The organism is Streptomyces thermocarboxydus (genome assembly GCF_024760485.1).
In the GTDB taxonomy this organism is placed as follows: domain Bacteria; phylum Actinomycetota; class Actinomycetes; order Streptomycetales; family Streptomycetaceae; genus Streptomyces; species Streptomyces cellulosae.
This window is the reverse complement of the sequence record NZ_CP058273.1, coordinates 2213007-2234375: the sequence shown is the minus strand read 5'-3', so window position 1 is coordinate 2234375 and position 21369 is coordinate 2213007. Positions and strand designations below refer to the sequence as shown.

At 71.7% G+C, this 21369-nt stretch carries 18 protein-coding genes; 6 read left to right on the top strand and 12 right to left on the bottom strand.

Annotated elements, in window-relative coordinates:
* Positions 1–72 precede the first annotated feature (72 nt).
* Positions 73–900 (top strand): DUF1275 family protein, encoded by an 828-nt coding sequence (locus AY578_RS10405; protein ID WP_136239055.1) that lies wholly within the window; start codon positions 73–75, stop codon positions 898–900.
* Here the strand turns inward: AY578_RS10405 and AY578_RS10400 are convergent.
* The 4 genes from AY578_RS10400 to AY578_RS10385 all read right to left on the bottom strand — a co-directional run bounded on the left by AY578_RS10400 (position 828) and on the right by AY578_RS10385 (position 3985).
* Positions 828–1247 carry a Fur family transcriptional regulator gene (locus tag AY578_RS10400; RefSeq protein ID WP_026243574.1) on the bottom strand — a complete coding sequence of 140 codons (420 nt, stop codon included), beginning with the start codon at positions 1245–1247 and terminating at the stop codon, positions 828–830. The two genes, AY578_RS10405 and AY578_RS10400, sit on opposite strands and share 73 nt — an antisense overlap.
* Before the next feature lie 61 nt (positions 1248–1308).
* Positions 1309–2211, bottom strand: a complete 903-nt coding sequence (locus AY578_RS10395) for a metal ABC transporter permease (protein WP_028961159.1) — start codon at positions 2209–2211, stop codon at positions 1309–1311.
* Positions 2211–2981, bottom strand: coding sequence for a metal ABC transporter ATP-binding protein (locus AY578_RS10390; RefSeq protein ID WP_136239056.1), 771 nt, complete (start codon positions 2979–2981; stop codon positions 2211–2213). Before AY578_RS10390 ends, AY578_RS10395 begins: the two co-directional genes overlap by 1 nt.
* 29 nt (positions 2982–3010) lie before the next feature.
* Positions 3011–3985, bottom strand: coding sequence for a metal ABC transporter substrate-binding protein (locus tag AY578_RS10385; protein ID WP_028961158.1), 975 nt, complete (start codon positions 3983–3985; stop codon positions 3011–3013).
* A 194-nt stretch (positions 3986–4179) separates the two neighbouring features.
* Here AY578_RS10385 and AY578_RS10380 point away from each other — a divergent pair, with 194 nt between their 5' ends.
* The 3 genes from AY578_RS10380 (at position 4180) to AY578_RS10370 (ending at position 7361) form a co-directional block, all read left to right on the top strand.
* A complete protein-coding gene (locus tag AY578_RS10380; protein ID WP_019523183.1) occupies positions 4180–5562 on the top strand; it encodes a glycine--tRNA ligase in 1383 nt (460 codons plus the stop codon).
* A 175-nt stretch (positions 5563–5737) separates the two neighbouring features.
* Positions 5738–6748, top strand: coding sequence for an aldo/keto reductase (locus AY578_RS10375; protein ID WP_019523184.1), 1011 nt, complete (start codon positions 5738–5740; stop codon positions 6746–6748).
* 25 nt (positions 6749–6773) lie between these two features.
* On the top strand, positions 6774–7361 hold the full coding sequence (locus AY578_RS10370) for a TetR/AcrR family transcriptional regulator (RefSeq protein WP_019523185.1): 588 nt from the start codon (positions 6774–6776) through the stop codon (positions 7359–7361).
* Positions 7362–7367: 6 nt separating this feature from the next.
* Here the strand turns inward: AY578_RS10370 and AY578_RS10365 are convergent, their stop codons facing one another.
* Positions 7368–7574, bottom strand: coding sequence for a hypothetical protein (locus AY578_RS10365; protein WP_019523186.1), 207 nt, complete (start codon positions 7572–7574; stop codon positions 7368–7370).
* Between the two features lie 349 nt (positions 7575–7923).
* Complete coding sequence (locus AY578_RS10360) at positions 7924–9372, bottom strand: MFS transporter (RefSeq protein ID WP_028961255.1); 1449 nt, start codon at positions 9370–9372, stop codon at positions 7924–7926.
* 97 nt (positions 9373–9469) lie between these two features.
* On the opposite strand from AY578_RS10360, the gene dusB reads away from it, so the two are divergent.
* A complete protein-coding gene (dusB, locus tag AY578_RS10355; RefSeq protein ID WP_019523188.1) occupies positions 9470–10624 on the top strand; it encodes a tRNA dihydrouridine synthase DusB in 1155 nt (384 codons plus the stop codon).
* On the opposite strand, the gene AY578_RS10350 is transcribed toward dusB, so the two are convergent.
* Positions 10625–12316, bottom strand: coding sequence for an alkaline phosphatase family protein (locus tag AY578_RS10350; RefSeq protein WP_251143245.1), 1692 nt, complete (start codon positions 12314–12316; stop codon positions 10625–10627).
* 544 nt (positions 12317–12860) lie between these two features.
* Between AY578_RS10350 and ppdK the strand changes: the two genes are divergently transcribed.
* Positions 12861–15608 carry a pyruvate, phosphate dikinase gene (ppdK, locus tag AY578_RS10345; RefSeq protein WP_026243576.1) on the top strand — a complete coding sequence of 916 codons (2748 nt, stop codon included), beginning with the start codon at positions 12861–12863 and terminating at the stop codon, positions 15606–15608.
* 150 nt (positions 15609–15758) lie between these two features.
* Here the strand turns inward: ppdK and AY578_RS10340 are convergent, their stop codons facing one another.
* From AY578_RS10340 to AY578_RS10320, 5 genes are all read right to left on the bottom strand, one after another.
* Positions 15759–16166, bottom strand: a complete 408-nt coding sequence (locus AY578_RS10340; RefSeq protein ID WP_028961259.1) for an excalibur calcium-binding domain-containing protein — start codon at positions 16164–16166, stop codon at positions 15759–15761.
* Between the two features lie 282 nt (positions 16167–16448).
* Entirely contained in the window at positions 16449–16865 is a 417-nt protein-coding gene (locus AY578_RS10335) for an excalibur calcium-binding domain-containing protein (RefSeq protein WP_258902283.1), read from the bottom strand.
* A gap of 235 nt (positions 16866–17100) precedes the next feature.
* A complete protein-coding gene (gene nirD, locus AY578_RS10330; protein ID WP_136239063.1) occupies positions 17101–17454 on the bottom strand; it encodes a nitrite reductase small subunit NirD in 354 nt (117 codons plus the stop codon).
* Positions 17451–20051 carry a nitrite reductase large subunit NirB gene (nirB, locus tag AY578_RS10325; RefSeq protein ID WP_215047978.1) on the bottom strand — a complete coding sequence of 867 codons (2601 nt, stop codon included), beginning with the start codon at positions 20049–20051 and terminating at the stop codon, positions 17451–17453. The genes nirD and nirB overlap by 4 nt, the downstream gene beginning before the upstream one ends.
* Positions 20051–21268 carry an NAD(P)/FAD-dependent oxidoreductase gene (locus tag AY578_RS10320; protein ID WP_215188566.1) on the bottom strand — a complete coding sequence of 406 codons (1218 nt, stop codon included), beginning with the start codon at positions 21266–21268 and terminating at the stop codon, positions 20051–20053. Before AY578_RS10320 ends, nirB begins: the two co-directional genes overlap by 1 nt.
* Positions 21269–21369 lie beyond the last annotated feature (101 nt).

Here is a 21369-nt window from a genome sequence, read left to right as displayed (position 1 = left end):
GGGCGTGGTGTCCGGCCGCGTGTCGCACGGCTGCTGCCGGGCGCGCGCGGCCGCCCTGGCCATGCCGGCCCCATGTCCGACGACGTGCCCCCGTCCGAGGTGCGGCGCACCGCCGCCATGACCGTCCTCACGGTGATCGCGGGCGCCGTGGACGCGGTGAGCTTCCTGATGCCGGGCAAGGTGTTCCGCGCGCTGGTGACGGGCAACGTGCAGTTCCCGTCGTTCGCGCCGGCGGGCGCGGGGGACGCGCCGGTGGCGCGGGCTGCCGCGGCGTTCGCGACGGGCGCCGCGGCCGGCGGCCTGACGCTCACCGCGCTCGACGCGCGGGGCCGCCCCTGGTTCGTGGCGGGGCCGGCCGGGGAGGGGCTGCTGATCGCCGCGGGCTCGGTGGCACTCGGCCGGCACGGCCTCGCGAAGGTCGTCGACCACACCGACTACGGGGTGGTCGGCGGGGTGGCCCTGGCGGTGGGGCTACGGGCGTCCACCGCGCCGCGCATGCATGTGCCCGGCGCGCCGGCCCTGCTGAGCCGGACCGCCCTCGCGGAGTCGGTCGACGACCTGCTGCACCGCCCCCTCACGGTGACCGGCGCCGCACCGCCGGCCGGCCCGCTCCCGGTGGGCGGCGACGGTGCCGGGCATCTTCGGCGGAGGCGTGCTGGGCACCTGGCTGCTGGTGCCTGTGGGCCCGGGACGCGCGCTGACGGCGATCGGCGCGGTGGTGCTCCTGTCCGCCGCCGCGTGCCATGTCGTGCTGCTGCGGCGGGAGGACATGGGCGGGAGGGGCTGAGGGCGCCTCGGCTCGTACAGGCGGGCGCCCCGCGTGCCTCCTACTGGTTCGTGCACCCCGCGCAGTCCGCGCACGTGCCGAAGATCTCCACCGTGTGGGCCACGTTCACGTAACCGTGCTCCGCGGCGATGGCCTCCGCCCACTTCTCCACGGCCGGGCCCTCGACCTCGACGGCCTTGCCGCAGCTGCGGCACACCAGGTGGTGGTGATGGTCGCCGGTGGAGCAGCGGCGGTAGACGGACTCGCCGTCGGCGGTGCGCAGGACGTCGACCTCACCGGCGTCGGCGAGGGACTGCAGCGTGCGGTAGACCGTGGTGAGCCCGACCGAGTCGCCCTTGTGCTTGAGCATGTCGTGCAGTTCCTGCGCGCTGCGGAACTCGTCGACCTCCTGAAGGCAAGCCGCCACGGCGGCACGCTGCCGGGTGGCGCGGCCCTTCACGGGCGGTCCTGCGGTCGTCACCGGAATGCCTCCTCACGTCTGCTGCTGCCCGGGCCATTGTGCCAGTCCGGGTACCGGCCAGTCAGGCGCCGACCTTGCCGTCCGCCGCGCGACTGGCCGGAATCGAGCACTCCGCGGGGTCGGGTCCGGGACGTGCGGCGGCCAGCGCCCGGGCGCGGCGGCGGGCCAGCGGGGCGGCCAGCACGGTCAGCAGGATGAAGGCGCCGATGGTCAGCAGCACGATCGTCGCGCCGGGCGGCACGTCCTGGTAGTACGAGGTGACGGTGCCGCCGACGGCCACGCTGACGCCGATCGCGACGGCGATCGCGAACGTGGCGGCGAAGCTCCGGGTGAGTTGCTGGGCCGCCGCGACCGGCACCACCATCAGCGCGCTCACCAGCAGCAGGCCCACCACGCGCATCGCCACGGACACCGTGACCGCGGCCGTGACCGCCGTGAGCAGATTCAGGAACCGCACCGGCAGGCCCGTGACCCGCGCGAACTCCTCGTCCTGGCTGACCGCGAACAGCTGCCGCCGCAGACCCACGGTGACCAGCACCACGAACGCGGCCAGCACGCAGATCGCGGTCACGTCGGACGGCGACACCGTGGAGAGCGAGCCGAACAGGAACGACGACAGGTTCGACGTGGAGCCGCCGGGCGCGAGGTTGATGAACATGACGCCGCCGGCCATGCCGCCGTAGAACAGCATCGCGAGGGCGATGTCGCCGCGGGTGCGGGCGTACCAGCGGACCAGTTCCATGAAGACGGCGCCGACGACGGAGACCACGGCGGCCATCCACACCGGGGACCAGGACAGCAGGAAGCCGAGGCCCACGCCGGTCATCGCGACGTGGCCGATGCCGTCGCCCATGAGCGCCTGGCGGCGCTGGACGAGGTAGACGCCGACGGCGGGGGCGGTGATCCCGACCAGGACGGCGGCGAGCAGCGCCCGCTGCATGAAGGCGTAGTCGAGGATCTCCATCAGCTCAGCAGTCCCGTGCGGATCGGTCCGGCGTCCGCCGGTGCGTGCGGGTGTACGTGGTCGTGGCCGGGCAGGGCGTGCTGGCCGACCGCCTTGGGCGGCGGGCCGTCGTGCAGCACGCAGCCGTCGCGGAGGACGACCGCCCGGTCGATCAGGGGCTCCAGCGGCCCGAGTTCGTGCAGGACGAGCAGGACCGTGGCGCCTTGGTCGACCTGCGTGCGCAGGGTGTCGGCGAGGACCTCCTGGCTGGCCAGGTCCACGCCCGCCATCGGCTCGTCCATGATCAGCAGGTCCGGTTCGGAGGCGAGCGCGCGGGCGATCAGCACCCGCTGGTGCTGGCCGCCGGACAGGGCGTCGACGGAGTCCTTGGCGCGGTCCGCCATGCCGACCAGCTCCAGGGACCGGCGGACGGCCTCCCGGTCGGCCTTGCGGAACAGGCCGAAGCGGGTGCGGGCGAGCCGCCCGGAGGAGACGACCTCGGTGACCGTGGCGGGCACCCCGCCGGCGGCCGTGGTGCGCTGCGGGACGTAGCCCACCCGCGCCCAGTCGCGGAACCGGCGCCGCTCGGTGCCGAACAGCTCGATCTCCCCGGCGGTGACCGGCACCTGGCCGATCACGCTGCGCACGGCCGTCGACTTGCCCGAGCCGTTGGCGCCGAGCAGGGCGACGACCTCGCCGCGGCGCACGGTGAGGTCGATGCCGCGGAGCACGGGGCGCGAGCCCAGCTCGGCGCGCACCCCCCGCAGGGTGATGACGGGCTCGTTGGTCACGCCGTCCTCCGGTGTCGCGTCGTCGGGGTTCACCGGGCGCCCAGCGCGGTGCGCAGGGCCGTGAGGTTGGCCTCCATGACCTGGAAGTAGTCCTCGCCGCGGGAGTGGTCGGTGATGCCCTCGACCGGGTCGAGGACGTCGGTCCGCAGCCCGGTGTCACCGGCGAGGGTCTTGGCGGTCTTGTCGCTCACCAGGGTCTCGTAGAAGACGGTGGTGACGCCGTCCTCCTTCGCGATCTTCTGGAGGTCCTTCACGCGTGCCCCGCTGGGCTCGGTGTCGGGGTCGAGGCCGCTGATGGCCTCCTCGGTCAGCCCGTAGCGCTCGGCGAGGTAGCCGAAGGCGGCGTGGGTGGTGACGAAGACGTCGGTCTTGCGGTCCGCGAGGCCGGTGCGGAACTTCGCGTCGAGCGCCTTGAGGTCCTTGACCAGGGTCGCGGTGTTGGCGCGGTAGTCGGCGGCGTGGTCCGGGTCGGCCTTCTGGAAGGCCTTGCCGACGCCCTCGGCGACCTCGGCGTACCTCACCGGGTCGAGCCAGATGTGGGGGTCGCCGCCCTCGTGCTCGTGGTCGTGGCCGTGCTCGTCGCCGTGTTCGTCCCCGTGCTCCTCGCCGTGGCCGGCCTCGGTGCCGTGTTCCTCCAGCGTGGTCAGCGCGGACGCGTCGATCTTCGTGGCGATGGGGGACTGGCCGATCGCCTCGTCGACGGAGGGCTGGAGACCCTTGAGGTAGAGGGCCGCGTCGGACTCCTCGAGCTGCGCGGTCTGCCGGGCGCTGATCTCCAGGTCGTGCGGCTCCTGGCCGGGCTGGGTGAGACTGGTGACGTGGACGTGTTCACCGCCGATCCGCTCGGCGAGGAAGGCCATCGGATAGAACGACGCGACGACGTCGAACGTGCCGGTGTCGCCCGCGGCGGCGCTGTCGGACGAGCAGGCGGTGAGGGTGCCGAACCCGAGGGCGGCGACCGCGGTGAGCGCGACCGCGGATATGTGACGTCGTCGTACGTTCATGACAGTCATTTTCAACGAAGATGGAAACCGTTGTCAACAAAGCCTCTGGTGATCCCCGTCGCGGGTCCCGCCGGCCTCCCGGGGGTCCGCTTGGGGGGACCGATTTGGTCGAGGGGCCGTCCCCGCCGGTAACCTGAGGCATTCGCTGGAAGCATCTCCGCTTCGTCGCCCGTCGTCGTAATGAAGAGAGCACCGTGGCCGCCGACAAGATCGACACCATCGTCAGCCTGAGCAAGCGCCGTGGCTTCGTATTCCCCTGCAGTGAGATCTACGGCGGCCAGCGTGCCGCCTGGGACTACGGGCCGCTGGGTGTCGAGCTCAAGGAGAACCTGAAGCGCCAGTGGTGGCGCTACATGGTGACGTCGCGCGAGGACGTGGTCGGCATCGACTCGTCCGTCATCCTGGCCCCCGAGGTGTGGGTCGCCTCCGGTCACGTCGCGACGTTCACCGACCCGCTCACCGAGTGCACCTCCTGTCACAAGCGGTTCCGCGCGGACCACCTGGAGGAGGCGTACGAGGAGAAGAAGGGGCACGCCCCGGAGAACGGCCTCGCCGACCTCAACTGCCCCAACTGCGGCAACAAGGGCACCTTCACCGAGCCCAAGCAGTTCTCGGGTCTGCTCTCCACCCACCTCGGCCCGACGCAGGACTCCGGCTCCGTCGCCTACCTGCGCCCCGAGACCGCCCAGGGTATCTTCACCAACTTCGGCCAGGTGCAGACCACTTCGCGCCGCAAGCCGCCGTTCGGCATCGCCCAGATGGGCAAGTCCTTCCGCAACGAGATCACGCCCGGCAACTTCATCTTCCGGACCCGCGAGTTCGAGCAGATGGAGATGGAGTTCTTCGTCAAGCCGGGCGAGGACGAGAAGTGGCAGGAGTACTGGATGGAGCAGCGCTGGAACTGGTACACCGGTCTCGGCCTGCGCGAGGAGAACATGCGGTGGTACGAGCACCCGAAGGAGAAGCTCTCCCACTACTCCAAGCGCACCGCTGACATCGAGTACCGCTTCCAGTTCGGCGGCAGCGAGTGGGGCGAGCTCGAGGGTGTCGCCAACCGCACCGACTACGACCTCACCGCGCACTCCAAGGCCTCCGGCCAGGACCTCTCCTACTTCGACCAGGAGGCCGGCGAGCGCTGGACGCCGTACGTCATCGAGCCCGCAGCCGGTGTCGGCCGGGCGATGCTCGCCTTCATGCTCGACGCGTACGTCGAGGACGAGGCGCCCAACGCCAAGGGCAAGATGGAGAAGCGGACCGTGCTGCGGCTCGACCCCCGCCTCGCGCCGGTGAAGGTCGCGGTGCTGCCGCTGTCCCGCAACCCGGAGCTGTCTCCGAAGGCCAAGGGTCTCGCCCAGGCGCTGCGGCAGCACTGGAACATCGAGTTCGACGACGCCGGCGCGATCGGCCGCCGCTACCGCCGCCAGGACGAGATCGGCACGCCGTTCTGCGTGACCGTCGACTTCGACACCCTGGACGACAACGCGGTGACCGTGCGTGAGCGCGACACCATGAAGCAGGAGCGGGTCTCCCTCGACCAGATCGAGGGCTACCTGGCGGCCCGCCTGGCCGGCTGCTGACCTCGCCCCTCCGGCGTCCGACCGATACGTCCGACGTCTGACCGGCACGAACGCCGGGTCCCGGATCACTCCGGGGCCCGGCGTTCGGCGTTTCCGGAGCCGCCTTCGGGAGCGGCTGACAGATAAACGAATGACAGATATTGAAATCTGTCATTCGTCATGTCAGGGTGGACGCATGACGATGCACACACGACCTCTCGGAAAGACCGGCCCCCAGGTGTCCGCCCTGGGGCTCGGCTGCATGGGCATGTCCGCGCTGTACGGCACGGCCGACCGGACCGAGGCGATCGCCACGATCCACGCCGCCCTCGACGCCGGCGTCACGCTCCTCGACACCGGCGACTTCTACGGCATGGGCCACAACGAGATGCTGATCGGCGAGGCGCTGCGCACCGCCCCCGCCGGGCTGCGCGAACAGGCTCTCACCAGCGTCAAGTTCGGCTCCCTGCGCGACCCGGACGGCGGCTGGGGCCCGATCGACGGCCGCCCGGCCGCCGTGCGGAACTTCGCCGCGTACTCCCTCCAGCGGCTGGGCGTCGACCACATCGACGTCTACCGCATCTCCCGCGCCGACCCCGACGTGCCGGTCGAGGAGACCGTCGGGGCCATCGCGGAGCTCGTCGAGAAGGGCCATGTACGGCACATCGGCCTCAGCGAGGTCGGCGCCGACACGATCCGGCGGGCCGCCGCCGTCGCGCCGATCTCCGACCTCCAGATCGAGTACTCGCTGATCTCCCGCGCCATCGAGGACCAGATCCTGCCCACCACCCGTGAACTGGGCATCTCGATCACGGCGTACGGAGTGCTCGCGCGCGGGCTGATCTCCGGCCACTTCACCGCCGACCGGGAGCTGTCCGCGAACGACTTCCGCGCCCACTCGCCCCGCTTCCAGGGCGACAACCTCCGCCACAACCTCGGCCTCGTCGACGCGCTGCGCGAGATCGCCGCCCGCAAGGGCGTCACGGTCGCGCAGATCGCCGTCGCGTGGGTGCTGTCGCGCGGCGAGGACATCGTGCCGCTGGTCGGCGCCCGTACGCGGGAGCGGCTGACGGAGTCGCTGGGCGCGCTGGACGTCACGCTGGACGCGGACGACCTCGCGGCGATCGAGCGGGCGGTGCCGCCCGGGGCCGCGGCGGGCGCCCGCTACCCGGAGCCGATGATGGCCCACCTCGGCACCCAGGAGTGATCCCGGAGCCGGGTACGGTCTAGACATGGCAGCGACCGAGACCCTGACCGCCGAGCGCATCCTGGAGGCGACCGAGGAGGTGCTGCGCCGGCACGGCCCGGCGAAGGCCACCGTGGTGGACGTGGCCCGCGCCCTCGGCGTCAGTCACGGCAGCGTCTACCGGCACTTCCGGACCAAGGCGGCGCTGCGTGAGGCCGTCACCAAGCGGTGGCTGGACCGGACGTCCGAGGCGCTGGACGGGATAGCCGGTGACGCCTCCCGCGACCCCGGGACGCGGCTGCGGGACTGGCTCGCCGCGCTCTTCACGGCGAAGCGGCGCAAGGCGGGCGACGATCCTGAGCTGTTCGCCACGTACAGCGTGCTGGCCGGTGAGCAGGTGGGGGCGGTCGCCGAGCACATCGACGAGCTGACGGAGCAGTTGACGCGGATCGTCGCCGACGGGGTGGCCGCGGGGGTCTTCCACAGCGACGACCCCGCGGTCAGCGCGCGGGCGGTGTTCCAGGCGACGGGGCGGTTCCACGATCCCGCGTACGCGGGGGAGTGGGTCGGTCCTGGCGCGGACGCCGACTTCGCGGCGGTGGTGGAGCTGCTGCTGCGGGGGCTGCGGGCCTGACCGCTGTCAGGCCGCGGTGGGGTCCACCGTCGCCTGGTGGGCCTGCTCCAGGTGCTCCTGTGCCTTCAGCCATGGCAGGAACTGGGCGGCTCTCCGCCAGCCGCAGGTCTCACATCTGATCGTCCGCTGCACCCCGGTGCGGTGGACGCGCACGGTGTGCTCACGTCCGTGCAGGTCCCAGCGGCTTACCTTGCTCGAGTCGATCTGGGGCATGGTGCCTCCGGCGGTCGGCGGGCGGGTGTCGCCGTGAAGGAGTGTGCAGCAAAAGCAACATCAACAGGTGGGGGTACGCCGAACTGCCGCCTCCGGCGCGGATTCAGCAGGCGTGAGGGTGACCCCCTTCAGGGGCGCGGGGAACTGCGCGCTCAGCCACGGACTGCCCGCACCCGGCGCTGCAGAGGTGCCGCTGCCTCTGCGGCGAGGCGCCGGCAACGGAGCCGCCCTGAAGGGGCGCGGGGAACTGCGCGATCAGCCACGGACTGCCCGCACCCGGCGCTGCAGAGGTGCCGCTGCGCCCACCCGTGCCGCCCTGCGGCACGACTGCCCGCAGCGGCGGGCGCCCTCACGCCTCCACCTCCGTGCGGCGAGGCCGCTGGTCCTCCCCGCGAAGGCGCCTCGCAGCCCCCTCCGCCGTCGCCCGCGCCCACGCGCCCGTCGTCACGACGCCCAGCGTCAGAACCACCGCCCCGCACGCCGCCAGGATCCACCACCCCGGCCGCGACGCCGTCACGAACCTCTCCGCGTACGACGACGCCCCCACGCCCGCCGCCAGCACCGCGCCCAGCACCGCCACCCCCAGCGTCTGCCCCAGCTGGCGGCTGGTGGAGGCGACCGCCGAGGCGACCCCGGCCTGGTCCCGGGGCATGCCCGAGACCGCCGTGTTGGTGATCGGCGCGTTGACGAAACCGATGCCGATGCCGAAGAGGACGTAGCCCGCGAGCAGGCTCGCGTTCGACGTCTCCGCCTCGAAGAGCGCGAACAGCAGCCCGCTCACCGTCATCGCCCCGCCCGCGATCACCAGCGGCAGCCTCGGCCCCCGGCTCCCGACCAGGCGTCCGGACAGCGGCGCGCACAGGAACGTGGGCACCGCCATCGGCAGCATCCACAGCCCCGCCTCCATCGCGCTCAGCCCCCGCACGTTCTGCAGGTACAGCGTCGACAGGAACAGGAACCCGCCCAGCGCCGCGAAGGCGCTCATCGCGATCACCGTCGCCCCGCTGAACGGCGCCGAACGGAAGAAGCGCAGGTCGATCAGCGGCTCCGTGCGGCGCGGCTCGTAGAAGAGGAGCGCCAGGAGGGCGGTCAGAGCCAGCGCCGCGAACGGGGCCGTCGAGCCCCAGCCCCCGTGCGGCGCCTCGATGATCGCGTAGGTGAGCGAGCCGAACAGCGCGATGACCAGGACCTGGCCCACCGGGTCAGGGCGGCGCGCACGCGGCGCGCGGGACTCCGGCACGAACCGCCATGTCAGCAGCAGCGCGGCGATCCCCACCGGCAGGTTGACCCAGAAGATGGAGCGCCAGCCGACCGAGTCCACCAGCAGCCCGCCGACCAGCGGCCCCGCGGCCATGGACAGGCCGACCACCGCACCCCACACCCCGATCGCGCGGGCCCGCTCACGCGGGTCGGTGAAGGTGTTGGTGATGATCGACATGGCGACCGGGTTCAGCATGGAGCCGCCCACCGCCTGCACCATGCGGAAGACCACGAGCCAGTTCAGGTCCGGCGCGAGCGAGCACAGCAGCGAGCCCAGGGTGAAGACCACCAGGCCGGACATGAAGACCCGTCGGCGGCCGATCCGGTCGGCGGTCGAGCCGGCCAGCATCAGCAGCGAGGCCAGGACGAGCGTGTACGCGTCGATGGTCCACTGCAGTCCCGAGGTGCTCGCGTCCAGCTCCCGCTGGAGGGACGGCAGGGCGACGTTGAGAACCGTGTTGTCCAGGCTCACGATCAGCAGACTCATGCAGCAGATCGCGAGCACCAGCATGCGGCGGCCATGGCTGAGCTCGGGCATGTGCGCCATCGTACGCCCGCATCAATAGTGCGGCTAACTAATGACCAATACACGGTCATTGTGCCGACCGCCCCGCCGGATGCTGGACAATGGGGGAATGCCCACTGCCTCGCCGACCGTGAACACGACCCTGTCCATCGGCCCGCACGCCGTGCAACCGCCCGTCGTGCTCGCCCCCATGGCCGGGATCACCAACGCGCCCTTCCGCACCCTGTGCCGGGAGTTCAGCGGCGGCAAGGGCCTGTTCGTCAGCGAGATGATCACCACCCGGGCGCTGGTCGAGCGCAACGAGAAGACCATGCAGCTCATCCGGTTCGACGCCTCCGAGCAGCCGCGCTCCATCCAGCTCTACGGCGTCGACCCGGCGACCGTCGGCAAGGCCGTCCGCATGATCGCGGAGGAGGACCTCGCCGACCACATCGACCTCAACTTCGGCTGCCCGGTGCCCAAGGTGACCCGCAAGGGCGGCGGCTCCGCGCTCCCCTTCAAGCGGAACCTGCTGCGCGCCATCCTGCGCGAGGCGGTCGCCGGCGCCGGCGACCTGCCGGTCACGATGAAGATGCGCAAGGGCATCGACGACGACCACATCACCTACCTCGACGCCGGCCGCATCGCCGTCGAGGAGGGCGTCACCGCCATCGCGCTGCACGGCCGCACCGCCGCCCAGCACTACGGCGGCACCGCCGACTGGGAGGCGATCGCCCGCCTCAAGGAGCACGTCCCCGAGATCCCGGTGCTCGGCAACGGCGACATCTGGTCCGCCGGCGACGCCCTGCGCATGGTCCGCGAGACCGGCTGCGACGGCGTGGTCGTGGGCCGCGGCTGCCTCGGCCGGCCATGGCTCTTCGCCGACCTGGTCGCCGCCTTCGAGGGACGCCCCGACGACTACGTCCGGCCCACCCTGCGCGAGGTCGCCGACGCGATGGTGCGGCACGCCACCCTGCTCGGTGAGTGGATCGGCGACGAGTCGCGCGGTGTGATCGACTTCCGCAAGCACGTCGCCTGGTACCTGAAGGGCTTCGCGGTCGGCTCCGAGATGCGCCGGCGGCTCGCCGTCACCTCCACCCTGGAGGAACTGCGGGCCGGGCTGGACGAGCTGGACCTGGACCAGCCCTGGCCGTCCGGCGCCGACGGCCCCCGCGGCCGTACGTCCGGCAACAACCGCGTGGTGCTGCCGGACGGCTGGCTGAAGGACCCCTACGACTGCGCGGGCGTCGGCGAGGACGCCGAGCTGGACACCTCCGGCGGCTGATCAGCGCTTCGTCGGCCGGGGCACGGACCCGTAGGCGGTCAGGAAGCGGTCGCGGAAGGTGTCCATCTTCCACACGGGCGCGTCGTCGGCGGGCCGCAGCCCCGGCGTCCACCGCCAGCCGTCGATCTTCTTCAGCACCTCCGGGTCCTTGGCGACGACCGTCACCGGCACGTCCCGGTTCCTGGTGGGCCCGGTGACCCGGGCGATCGGCTGGTGGTCGCCGAGGAACACCAGCACGGTGTCGTCGGTGCCGTAGCGCTCCAGCCACTCGGTGAGGGCGGTCACCGAGTACGACACGGACTTGCCGTACTCCTTGCGGGACTCGGTGGAGTCGGCCATCACCTCGGACGCCTCCCGGCCCTCCGCCTCGATCGAGTGGAAGACCGAGCCGTCGCCCAGGTCCTCCCAGTCGATCATCTTCGGCACCGGCGCCCACGGCTGGTGGCTGGAGGTGAGGATGACCTCCGACATCAGCGGCCGGTGCCGCTTCTTGCCGTGCTCCAGACGCTCGAACGCCTCCAGGGCGTACTGGTCCGGCATGGTCGACCAGCTGAACTTCGGCCCCTTGTAGCCCAGTTCGGAGGAGTCGTACACCGTGTCCAGGCCGTACCACTCCGCCTCCGGCCAGGTCTTCTGCACGCCCGGCATGATGCCGACGGTGTCCCACGCGCCGGACTTCCGGAAGGCGGCGGTGAGGGTGAGGTGGTCGCTGTGGGTGGCCGTGCGGTACCGCTGCTGGTTGTCGATCCACAGCCCGGACAGGGACGTGGAGTGCCCGAGCCAGCTGCTCCCGCCGTACGTCGACGAGGTGAGCCAGCCGCTGCGCGCCTGGTAGCCGGCCGCGGCGAGCGCGGCGCCCCGGGTGTCGAGGGTGCTGGTGACGCCGGGCTCGATCAGCGGGTCGTCCATGGCCACCCGGCCGTAGCTCTCGATGAACGCGATGACGACGTCCTTGCCGCGCAGGTCCGGCAGGAGCTGTCCCGGCGGGGTGGCGCCGAAGGTGTCGTTCCGGGCCTCCTTGGCGAAGGCGGCCTCGTCGCGCAGGGTGTCCACCACCCGCTGGGTCTGTCCGCGCAGGGTGTCCGCCGCCCGGTCGGAGGCGACCGGCAGCCCCGAGATCTGCAGGCCGAGCGAGGCGCAGGTGATCCACACGACGGCGGCGGCCGTCGCGCCCTGGCCGGCCCGGGCGCGGTGCCGGGCGATCAGGTTGCCGAGCCGCACCGTGGCCAGCGCCATGAGGACCACCACGAGCAGGGCGAGCAGCACCGCACCGACGGCGGCGGCGTTCGCGACGAAGCCGCCCATGGAGTCCCGCACGTAGGACAGGGCGTCGTCCAGCAGGCCCCAGTCGAGGACCAGGTTGAAACCGCGGCCCAGGTACTCGCTGAAGCCGATGTCCAGCAGGTTCAGCACGGTGAGCACGCCGAGGCCCGTCCCGTAGAGGGCGGCGAAGACCACCCGGGGCCGGCGTGGCAGGGCGATCACCAGGACCGCTCCCACGATCGCCTCGGCGGGGATGCGGGTGAAGCGGTCGGGGCGCAGGCCCGGCGCGGTGTTCGGCATCAGCAGGGCGCCGAGTACCAGCACGGCGGCCAGGGCGTGCCCCGTGAGCCGCAGGGCGCGGTCGGCGGACGGGTGGGCGTCGCGTGCGTGGCGCAGGCGCGCGAGGACGCGTGTGTCCCGTGGGCGCATGGGAACACGGAGGGCGCGCAGGCGCGTGAGGACGCGGGTGAAGACGGGCAACCCGGAGGTTCCTTCCGTACCGAAACCGGTGAGGCGGGAGGCGGATCCGGCGTGGGGGTCCGGATCCGCCTCCAGTCCGTACGGGCGGCCGGGCCGCAGCGTTCACCGCACCGGTCCGCATGGTGGAACCGGGCTCCGTGTGGCAGCGTGATTCTCGCCACCCCTGATAGGGGTAGCGCTCAGATGAGCGGATCTTGAGAGGCTGCATTTCTCAAAGGTTGGCACTCAGTGCCACTCGGTGATCGTTCATCGGGCGAAAACAAACGTGGTTCAAGGCGCTCACATGAGCAGCTCGACCGGTTCTGGGAGGCGTCTTGCGTTCAAGAAGTGAAAACATCGAGCCATTGCGGCTTGCCAAGCTTTGACTTTCGATCCGCTGGCGTCCGGCCGGTGACAGGCGTACGACGCGCAAGTGGACGTACCCAGACGCCTTTGATCTGGGTACATTCCTCGCCGTCAGGGCAGCCACCGCGTCCTCGAGGAGTCGAGACCCGTGTCGGAAAACAAAGATCCCCACGTAGCTCAGTCGGGCACGAGTGTTGAGAGCGTGAAGTTCGTCTACGACTTCACCGAGGGCAACAAGGACCTCAAGGACCTCCTCGGCGGCAAGGGGGCCAACCTCGCCGAGATGACCAACCTCGGTCTCCCCGTGCCACCCGGCTTCACCATCACCACGGAGGCCTGCAAGGTCTACCTGGACAGCGGCGAGGAGCCCGCGGCACTGCGTGACGAGGTGAGTGCGCACCTCGAGGCGCTCGAGCAGCGGATGGGCAAGAAGCTCGGACAGGCCGACGACCCGCTCCTCGTCTCGGTCCGCTCCGGCGCCAAGTTCTCCATGCCGGGCATGATGGACACCGTCCTCAACATCGGTCTGTCCGACAAGTCCGTGCAGGGCCTGGCCAAGCAGGCCGGCGACGACCGGTTCGCGTGGGACTCCTACCGGCGTCTCATCCAGATGTTCGGCAAGACCGTCCTCGGCGTGGACGGCGAGCTGTTCGAGGACGCGCTCGAGGCGGCCAAGGCGGCCAAGAAGGTCACGGTCGACACCGAGCTGGAGGCCGCCGACCTCAAGAAGCTCGTCACCAAGTTCAAGAAGATCGTCAAGACCGAGTGCGGCCGGGACTTCCCGCAGGACCCGCGCGAGCAGATGGACCTCGCCATCAAGGCGGTCTTCGACTCCTGGAACGGCGAGCGCGCCAAGCTCTACCGCCGCCAGGAGCGCATCCCGCACGACCTGGGCACGGCCGTCAACGTCTGTTCCATGGTCTTCGGCAACCTCGGCCCCGACTCCGGCACCGGCGTCGCCTTCACCCGCGACCCCGCCTCAGGACACCAGGGCGTCTACGGCGACTACCTGCAGAACGCGCAGGGCGAGGACGTCGTCGCGGGCATCCGCAACACGGTCCCGCTCGCGGAGCTGGAGCAGATCGACAAGAAGTCGTACGACCAGCTCATGCAGATCATGGAGACCCTGGAGAACCACTACAAGGACCTCTGCGACATCGAGTTCACCATCGAGCGCGGCCGGCTGTGGATGCTCCAGACCCGCGTGGGCAAGCGCACCGCGGGCGCGGCCTTCCGCATCGCCACGCAGCTGGTGGACCAGGGCCTGATCGACGAGGCCGAGGCCCTCACCCGCGTCAACGGCGCCCAGCTCGCCCAGCTGATGTTCCCGCGCTTCGACGAGAGCGCCAAGGTCGAGCAGGTCGGACGCGGTATCGCCGCCTCCCCGGGCGCCGCGGTCGGCAAGGCGGTCTTCGACTCCTACACCGCCGTCAAGTGGTCCCGCTCCGGCGAGAAGGTCATCCTGATCCGCCGCGAGACCAACCCCGACGACCTGGACGGCATGATCGCCGCCGAGGGCATCCTCACCTCCCGCGGCGGCAAGACCTCCCACGCGGCCGTCGTCGCCCGCGGCATGGGCAAGACCTGTGTCTGCGGCGCCGAGGAGCTGGAGGTCGACACCAAGCGCCGCCGGATGACGGTGCCCGGCGGGCACGTCGTCGAGGAGGGCGACGTCATCTCCATCGACGGCTCCAGCGGCAAGGTCTACCTGGGCGAGGTCCCGGTCGTGCCGTCGCCGGTCGTGGAGTACTTCGAGGGCCGGATGCACCCGGGCGCCGACGACGCCGACGAGCTGGTCGAGGCCGTGCACCGGATGATGGCCTTCGCCGACCGCAAGCGCCGGCTGCGGGTGCGCGCCAACGCCGACAACGCCGAGGACGCCCTGCGCGCCCGCCGCTTCGGCGCCCAGGGCATCGGCCTGTGCCGCACCGAGCACATGTTCCTCGGCGACCGGCGCGAGCTGGTGGAGCGGCTGATCCTGGCCGACACGGAGGAGGAGCGCGAGGAGTCGCTGAAGGCGCTGCTGCCGCTCCAGAAGAAGGACTTCGTCGAGCTGTTCGAGGCGATGGACGGCCTGCCCGTCACCATCCGCCTGCTCGACCCGCCGCTGCACGAGTTCCTGCCCGACATCACCGAGCTGTCCGTCCGCGTCGCCCTCGCCGAGTCCCGGCAGGAGCCGCACGAGAACGAGCTGCGGCTGCTCCAGGCCGTGCACCGGCTGCACGAGCAGAACCCGATGCTGGGCCTGCGCGGTGTGCGCCTCGGCCTCGTCATCCCCGGCCTGTTCACGATGCAGGTCCGCGCCATCGCGGAGGCGGCCGCCGAGCGCAAGAACGCCAAGGGTGACCCGCGCGCGGAGATCATGATCCCGCTGGTCGGCACGGTGCAGGAGCTGGAGATCGTCCGTGACGAGGCCGACAAGGTCGTCGCGGAGGTCGAGGAGGCCACCGGCACCCGCCTCAAGCTGGCCATCGGCACGATGATCGAGCTGCCGCGCGCCGCGCTGACCGCCGGGCAGATCGCGGAGGCCGCCGAGTTCTTCTCCTTCGGCACCAACGACCTCACCCAGACGGTGTGGGGCTTCTCCCGGGACGACGTGGAGGCCAGCTTCTTCACCGCCTACCTGGAGAAGGGCATCTTCGGGGTGTCGCCGTTCGAGACGATCGACAAGGACGGCGTGGGCTCCCTGGTGAGGTCCGCGGCCAAGGCCGGCCGGGAGACCCGCCCGGACCTGAAGCTCGGCGTCTGCGGCGAGCACGGCGGAGACCCGGAGTCGGTCCACTTCTTCCACGAGGTCGGACTGGACTACGTCTCCTGCTCCCCGTTCCGCATCCCGGTGGCCCGTCTGGAGGCCGGCCGCGCGGCGGTCACCTCGGCGGGCAGCGACCACCGCTAGCCCCTCGGGGCGCGCAGGACCCCGGAGCCGTCGTCTGTCACCCGACCACCCTCACCGATCGGCGACGGTTCCGGATCACGAAGGAGGGGCGGCACCCGTGCGGGGGTGCCGCCCCTTCCGTCGTCCGCGCACGACGCGCCCGGTGGCGGGTCAGGTGTCGCGGCGCAGGCGGGAGGCGAGGAGCACGGTGCCTCCGGCGAGGACCACGGCGGCCACGCCTATGGTCACGTAGGTGGTGAGGCCGTCGTCCGGCCCGGAGTCGTCGCTCGTGGCGGCCTGGGTGGCGCCGGCCACGGGAGTCGCGTTCCCGTCGTCGATCGCGGTGTCGTCGCGCGGGATGAAACCGGCGGGCGGCTCGTCGCAGGCGACGCCGTCGCCGTCGGGGTCCAGCGCGGGACCGTAGTGGTCGTCCCCGCTGGAGATCCTCGCCCAGCCGTTGTCGTACGCCTCCGCGCAGGTCTTGAACGGGTGGTCCCCGTCGTGGGCCGACGCGGTGGCGGGGAGGACGGCCAGGGTGAGGGCGGCGAGGGCCGTGAGGGTGTTTCGTGTCAGGTGCATGGCGAATGCCCCCATGTCCGAGTGCGGGTGCCGTTGACCGGGCTGTGGCGTGACGAAGTTACTGCCGGTGCGGCTGCGCTGCGGAGGGTCACGAGCGACCTGTGATGTGAACGTGATGTGACGGAACAGTGGCGTAATGCCACGAGCGGAGGGAGGTCTTCCTGCCTCTGGCCAGGTCAGAGGGGGCGTGCGGGCTCGGCGGGGTGTGAAGAGGGCGGACCGTCGCGGCGGCCGAAGTGAAAAAGAGGGGGCCGGACATCCGGCCCCCCTCCCGGGAACGGGTCAGCGGTTCTCGCGGCGCTTGCGGGCGGCGATCATCAGGCCGCCGCCGAGCAGGACGACGGCCCCGCCCGCCGCCGCGATGTACGGCGTGGTGTCGCTGCCGCCCGTCTCCGCGAGGTCGGTGCCGCCGCCCTTCTCCTCCTTGGCGCCGCCGGCCCCGGCGCCCGCGCCGTCGTCGCTCTCGTCGTGCGGCACGAAGTCCGACGGCGGCTGGTCGCAGCCGATGCCGTCCTTGTCCCGGTCGAGGTGCTCGCCGTAGTGCTTGTCGCCCTTGGGAATGTTGCTGTACCCGTTGTCGTACGCCTCGGTGCAGTTCTCGAACGGGTGGCTGCCGTTGTGCGCCACGGCGGTGGCCGGTAGGGCGGCCAGGGCGACGGCGGCGAGCAGTGCGGCGGCTGAGGTACGGAACGGGATCATGGTGAGGAGCCCCCCAGGTCGGTCGAAAGCGTGTGCTCGGAGCGAGGCTGACGAAGCTACTGGGGCGCGCGGGACGTGTCGGGGATATGAACGTCCTGTGATGCGAACGTGACGTGACCGGAGGGTAGCTCTCCGCTACGGCGGTGCACAGCGCCGGCGGGCCCACCACGGCACAGAACCGTGCGGCACCCAGACGGGGTGCCGCACGGTCCCGTGCGCTCGGCGGCGGCTCCGCTCAGGCCGCCTCGACCTCGTACGTCGCCACGCGGACCGTGTCGTCGTCGAGGCAGTAGCCCGTCTCCAGGTCGAAGCGCTGCTTCAGGAGCGGGGAGGCGACGAACGGGCGGCCCTGGTGGCTGCCGGTGAGGCCGCGGGAGAGGACCGCCGCGCCCGTGAACGGGTCACGGTTGTCGATCGCGTACAGGCGGCCCGCACGGTCGGTGAAGACGGCGGCCTGCCGGCCGTCGGGCAGCAGGGCGGCCACGCCCCGTCCCGGGACCAGCCGGTCGAGGCCGCAGACCTCGAACCAGTCGTCCGCCAGACGGAGTCGGACGGTCAGGCCGGTGGTCGTCTCGAGTGCCAGGGTCATCGCTGTGCGCTTCCTTCCAGGACGTCGTCGGCGGGACGCAGGCCGATGCTCAGCAGGGGCAGGTCGGGCTTGATCTGGTCGCGTTCGGGGACGAAGGCGACCACCGGGTCGGGGGTGTCCGGGGCGTTGACGAACGACACGAACCGGGCCAGCTTCTCCGGGTCGTCGACGGTCTCGGCCCACTCGTCGCGGTAGTGCGCGACATGGGCGGCCATCAGGGCCTCCAGCTCGTCGCAGATGCCGAGCGAGTCGTGCACCACCACGTCCCGTACGTGGTCCAGGCCGCCGGGGATGCGCTCCAGCCAGGTGGAGGTGCGCTCCAGCCGGTCGGCGGTGCGGATGTAGAACATCAGGAACCGGTCGATCAGACGGATCAGCTCGGCGTCCGAGAGGTCCTGCGCCAGCAGGTCGGCGTGGCGCGGGGTGGCGCCGCCGTTGCCGCCGACGTAGAGGTTCCAGCCGCCCGCGGTGGCGATGACGCCGAAGTCCTTCGACCGGGCCTCCGCGCACTCGCGCTGGCAGCCGGACACCGCGGACTTGAGCTTGTGCGGCGACCTGAGCCCCCGGTAGCGCAGCTCCAGGTCGATCGCCATCCGCACCGAGTCCTGCACGCCGTACCGGCACCAGGTCTGCCCCACGCAGGACTTCACCGTGCGCAGCGACTTGCCGTAGGCGTGGCCCGACTCGAAGCCGGCGTCCACCAGCCGGGCCCAGATCAGCGGCAACTGCTCGACCCGGGCGCCGAACATGTCGATCCGCTGGCCGCCGGTGATCTTCGTGTAGAGGCCGAAGTCACGGGCGATCTCACCGATCACGATCAGCTTCTCGGGCGCGATCTCCCCGCCCGGGATGCGCGGCACCACCGAGTACGAGCCGTTCCTCTGGAGGTTGGCCAGGAAGTGGTCGTTGGTGTCCTGGAGGGCCGCCTGCTCGCCGTCGAGCACATAGGTGCTGGCGCCGATCACGGGCGCCAGGGACGCGATGATCGAGCCGACCGTCGGCTTGCACACCTCGCAGCCGTCGCCGCCGCGCGCCTCCTCCCGGCCGTGGCGGTTCAGCAGCTCCCGGTGGGAGGCGATGCGCAGGGCGAGGACGATCTCGTACAGCTCCTCGCGGGTCTGGGAGAAGCACGCGCACAGGCCCTTGTCGACCTCGACGCCTTTCGCCTCCAGCTCGGCGTCCAGGAGCTGGCCGAGCACCTTGACGCAACTGCCGCAGCCCGTACCGGCCTTGGTGCACTTCTTCACCTCGGGCACGGTGGTGCACCGGTGGTCGGTGACCGCGCCGCGGATGGTGCCCTTGGTGACGTTGTGACAGGAGCAGACGACCGCGTCGTCGGGCAGCGCGGACGGGCCGAGCGCGGCCGGGGCCCCGGCGCCGGCGGGCAGCACCAGTGACTCCGGCGCGACCGGCGGCACCGAGCCGGTGAACGCCCGCAGCGTGCCGTACGCCTCCGCGTCGCCGACCAGGATGCCGCCGAGCAGCGTGCCGTCCTTGCCGATCACCAGCTTCTTGTAGAGGCCCGCGCGGGAGTCGGAGTAGACGACGTCCAGGCAGTCCTCGGCGGTGCCGTGCGCGTCGCCGAAGGACGCCACGTCCACGCCGAGCAGCTTCAGCTTGGTCGACAGGTCCGCGCCGGTGAAGGAGGCCTCGTCCTCGGCGATGGCCGCCGCGGCCGTCTCCGCCTGCTCGTAACCGGGCGCGACCAGGCCGTACACGCGGCCGTCGGAGGCCAGCGCGCACTCGCCGATCGCGAACACGTGCGGGTCGGTGACCGTGCGGCACTGCTCGTCGACGGAGATGCCGCCGCGCTCGCCGACCGCCAGGCCGCAGTCGCGGGCGAGCTGGTCGCGGGGGCGGACACCGGCGGAGAACACCACCATGTCGGCTGCGAGTTCGGAGCCGTCGGACAGCTTCATGCCGGTGACCGCGCCGGAGTCGTCGACCACGATCTCCTGGGTGCCGACGCCCGTGTGGACGCTCAGCCCCATGTCCTCGATGGTGCGCAGCAGCGCCGCGCCGCCGCCCTCGTCGACCTGCACCGGCATCAGCCGCGGCGCGAACTCCACGATGTGCGACGTGAGTCCGAGGCCCTTCAGCGCACCGGCCGCCTCCAGGCCGAGCAGACCGCCGCCGACCACCGCGCCCGTCTTCGCCCTGCTCCTCGCGTACTCCTCGATGGCGAGCAGGTCCTCGATGGTGCGGTAGACGAAACAGCCCTCGGCGTCCTTGTTCGGCACCGGCGGCACGAACGGGTACGAGCCGGTCGCCAGCACGAGGACGTCGTACCCGACGACCAGGCCCGAGCGGGCGGTCACCGTGCGCGCCGCGCGGTCCACGTGCTCGGCCGGATCACCGACGTGCAGCTCGATGCCGTGGTCCTCGATGAACGTGAGGTCCGTCAGCGACAGGTCCTCGGGCGTCCGCCCCGAGAAGTACGAGGTGAGCTGCACGCGGTCGTAGGCCGGACGCGGCTCCTCGCACAGCACGACCACGCGGTGCGTGGCGGTCAGGCCGCGCTCGGCGAGCGCCTCCAGGAAGCGCTGGCCGACCATGCCGTGGCCGACGAGCACGATGGTCGAGGTGTCCGTGGGCATCAGGAGCCTCCGTCGTTGGTGAGCAGGTGGAGCAGGGGCCCGCCGTCGGACGGGAGCGGCTCTGCTCCCTCCCAGGCGCGCGCAAGGGCGCCGACGGTGCCGAGTTCGCCGACCAGCACCCCGCCGACCAGGCGGTCGTCGCGGACCACGACCTTGCGGTACGTGCCGCGGGTGGCGTCGGCGAGCTGCACCACGTCGTCGCCCGGCAGCACCTCGGTCTCGCCGAACGCGGCCAGGTCGAAGGGGCTGTCCGGGCCGGTCAGGGTGAGCCGGGTGAGCGAGCGGGTGCCCGTGTAGCGGGCGGTGGTGTCCCCGGCGAGCAGGGCGGCGAGCGCGTCGGCCTGTTCCAGGGCCGGCGCGGCCAGCCCGTACACGGTGCCGGCGTGCTGGACGCAGTCGCCGATCGCGTGGACGTACGGGTCGGAGGTGCGCAGCTCGTCGTCGACGACGACGCCCTTGGCCACGTCCAGGCCGGCGGCCTGCGCGAGGGACACCCTCGGGTGCACCCCGCAGGCCAGCACCACCAGGTCCGCGTCCAGGGCGTAGCCGTCGGCCATCTCCACCGAGCGGACCGCGCCTCCGACACAGCGCACGTCACGGACACGGCACTCGGTGTGCACCTCCACGCCGAGCTCGGTCAGATGGCGCTTCACCAGCCCGGAGGCGGCCGGGTCGAGCTGGCGCTCCATCAGCCGCTCGGACTGCTGGGCGAGGACCACCTGCGCGCCGCGCACGGCCAGCGCGCGGGCCGCGGACACGCCGAGCAGCCCGCCGCCGATCACCACGGCCCGCACGCCCGGCCGCACCTCCGCCGACAGGCCCAGGCAGTCGTCCAGGGTGCGGAACGCGTGCACGCCCCGCGGCAGCTCGTGGTCCTCGGTGAACAGGCCGCGCAGCGGCGGCAGGACGGGGTTGGAGCCGGTGGCCAGCACCAGCCGCCCGTAGGGGATCTCCGTGCCGTCCGCGCGGACGACGGTCCGCCGGTCCCGGTCGATTCCGGTGACCCGGGCGCGGATCAGCTCCGCGGGGGCGGGCAGGGCGATCACCTCGGGCCGGTAGCGCCCGGCGAGCACCTCGGCGAGCAGCACCCGGTTGTACGGCGGATGCTCCTCCTCGCCGATCAGCGTCACGGGCGTGCCCAGCTCGCCGAGCCGCCGGGCGAGACGTACGCCCGCGAGGCCGGAGCCGATCACCACCACACGCTCGTTCGAGGTCATGTCCTGAGCGTGCGGGGCGGGTGTTACCCGGTGGCATCCCTTCTGTTTCCCGCGCGGAACGCTGCCCTCAGCGGTCCTGGGCGCGGGATGTGAGGCTTCCG

Excerpts from the sequence above, each read along its gene's own strand:
- AY578_RS10370 (WP_019523185.1), top strand. The coding sequence starts at position 6,774 with ATGGCAGCGACCGAGACCCTGACCGCCGAGCGCATCCTGGAGGCGACC.
- AY578_RS10385 (WP_028961158.1), bottom strand. The coding sequence starts at position 3,985 with ATGAACGTACGACGACGTCACATATCCGCGGTCGCGCTCACCGCGGTC.
- AY578_RS10405 (WP_136239055.1), top strand. The coding sequence starts at position 73 with ATGTCCGACGACGTGCCCCCGTCCGAGGTGCGGCGCACCGCCGCCATG.
- AY578_RS10320 (WP_215188566.1), bottom strand. The coding sequence starts at position 21,268 with ATGACCTCGAACGAGCGTGTGGTGGTGATCGGCTCCGGCCTCGCGGGC.
- AY578_RS10395 (WP_028961159.1), bottom strand. The coding sequence starts at position 2,211 with ATGGAGATCCTCGACTACGCCTTCATGCAGCGGGCGCTGCTCGCCGCC.
- nirB (WP_215047978.1), bottom strand. The coding sequence starts at position 20,051 with ATGCCCACGGACACCTCGACCATCGTGCTCGTCGGCCACGGCATGGTC.
- AY578_RS10335 (WP_258902283.1), bottom strand. The coding sequence starts at position 16,865 with ATGATCCCGTTCCGTACCTCAGCCGCCGCACTGCTCGCCGCCGTCGCC.
- AY578_RS10365 (WP_019523186.1), bottom strand. The coding sequence starts at position 7,574 with ATGCCCCAGATCGACTCGAGCAAGGTAAGCCGCTGGGACCTGCACGGA.
- nirD (WP_136239063.1), bottom strand. The coding sequence starts at position 17,454 with ATGACCCTGGCACTCGAGACGACCACCGGCCTGACCGTCCGACTCCGT.
- dusB (WP_019523188.1), top strand. The coding sequence starts at position 9,470 with ATGCCCACTGCCTCGCCGACCGTGAACACGACCCTGTCCATCGGCCCG.
- AY578_RS10375 (WP_019523184.1), top strand. The coding sequence starts at position 5,738 with ATGACGATGCACACACGACCTCTCGGAAAGACCGGCCCCCAGGTGTCC.
- AY578_RS10360 (WP_028961255.1), bottom strand. The coding sequence starts at position 9,372 with ATGCCCGAGCTCAGCCATGGCCGCCGCATGCTGGTGCTCGCGATCTGC.
- AY578_RS10340 (WP_028961259.1), bottom strand. The coding sequence starts at position 16,166 with ATGCACCTGACACGAAACACCCTCACGGCCCTCGCCGCCCTCACCCTG.
- AY578_RS10350 (WP_251143245.1), bottom strand. The coding sequence starts at position 12,316 with ATGCGCCCACGGGACACACGCGTCCTCGCGCGCCTGCGCCACGCACGC.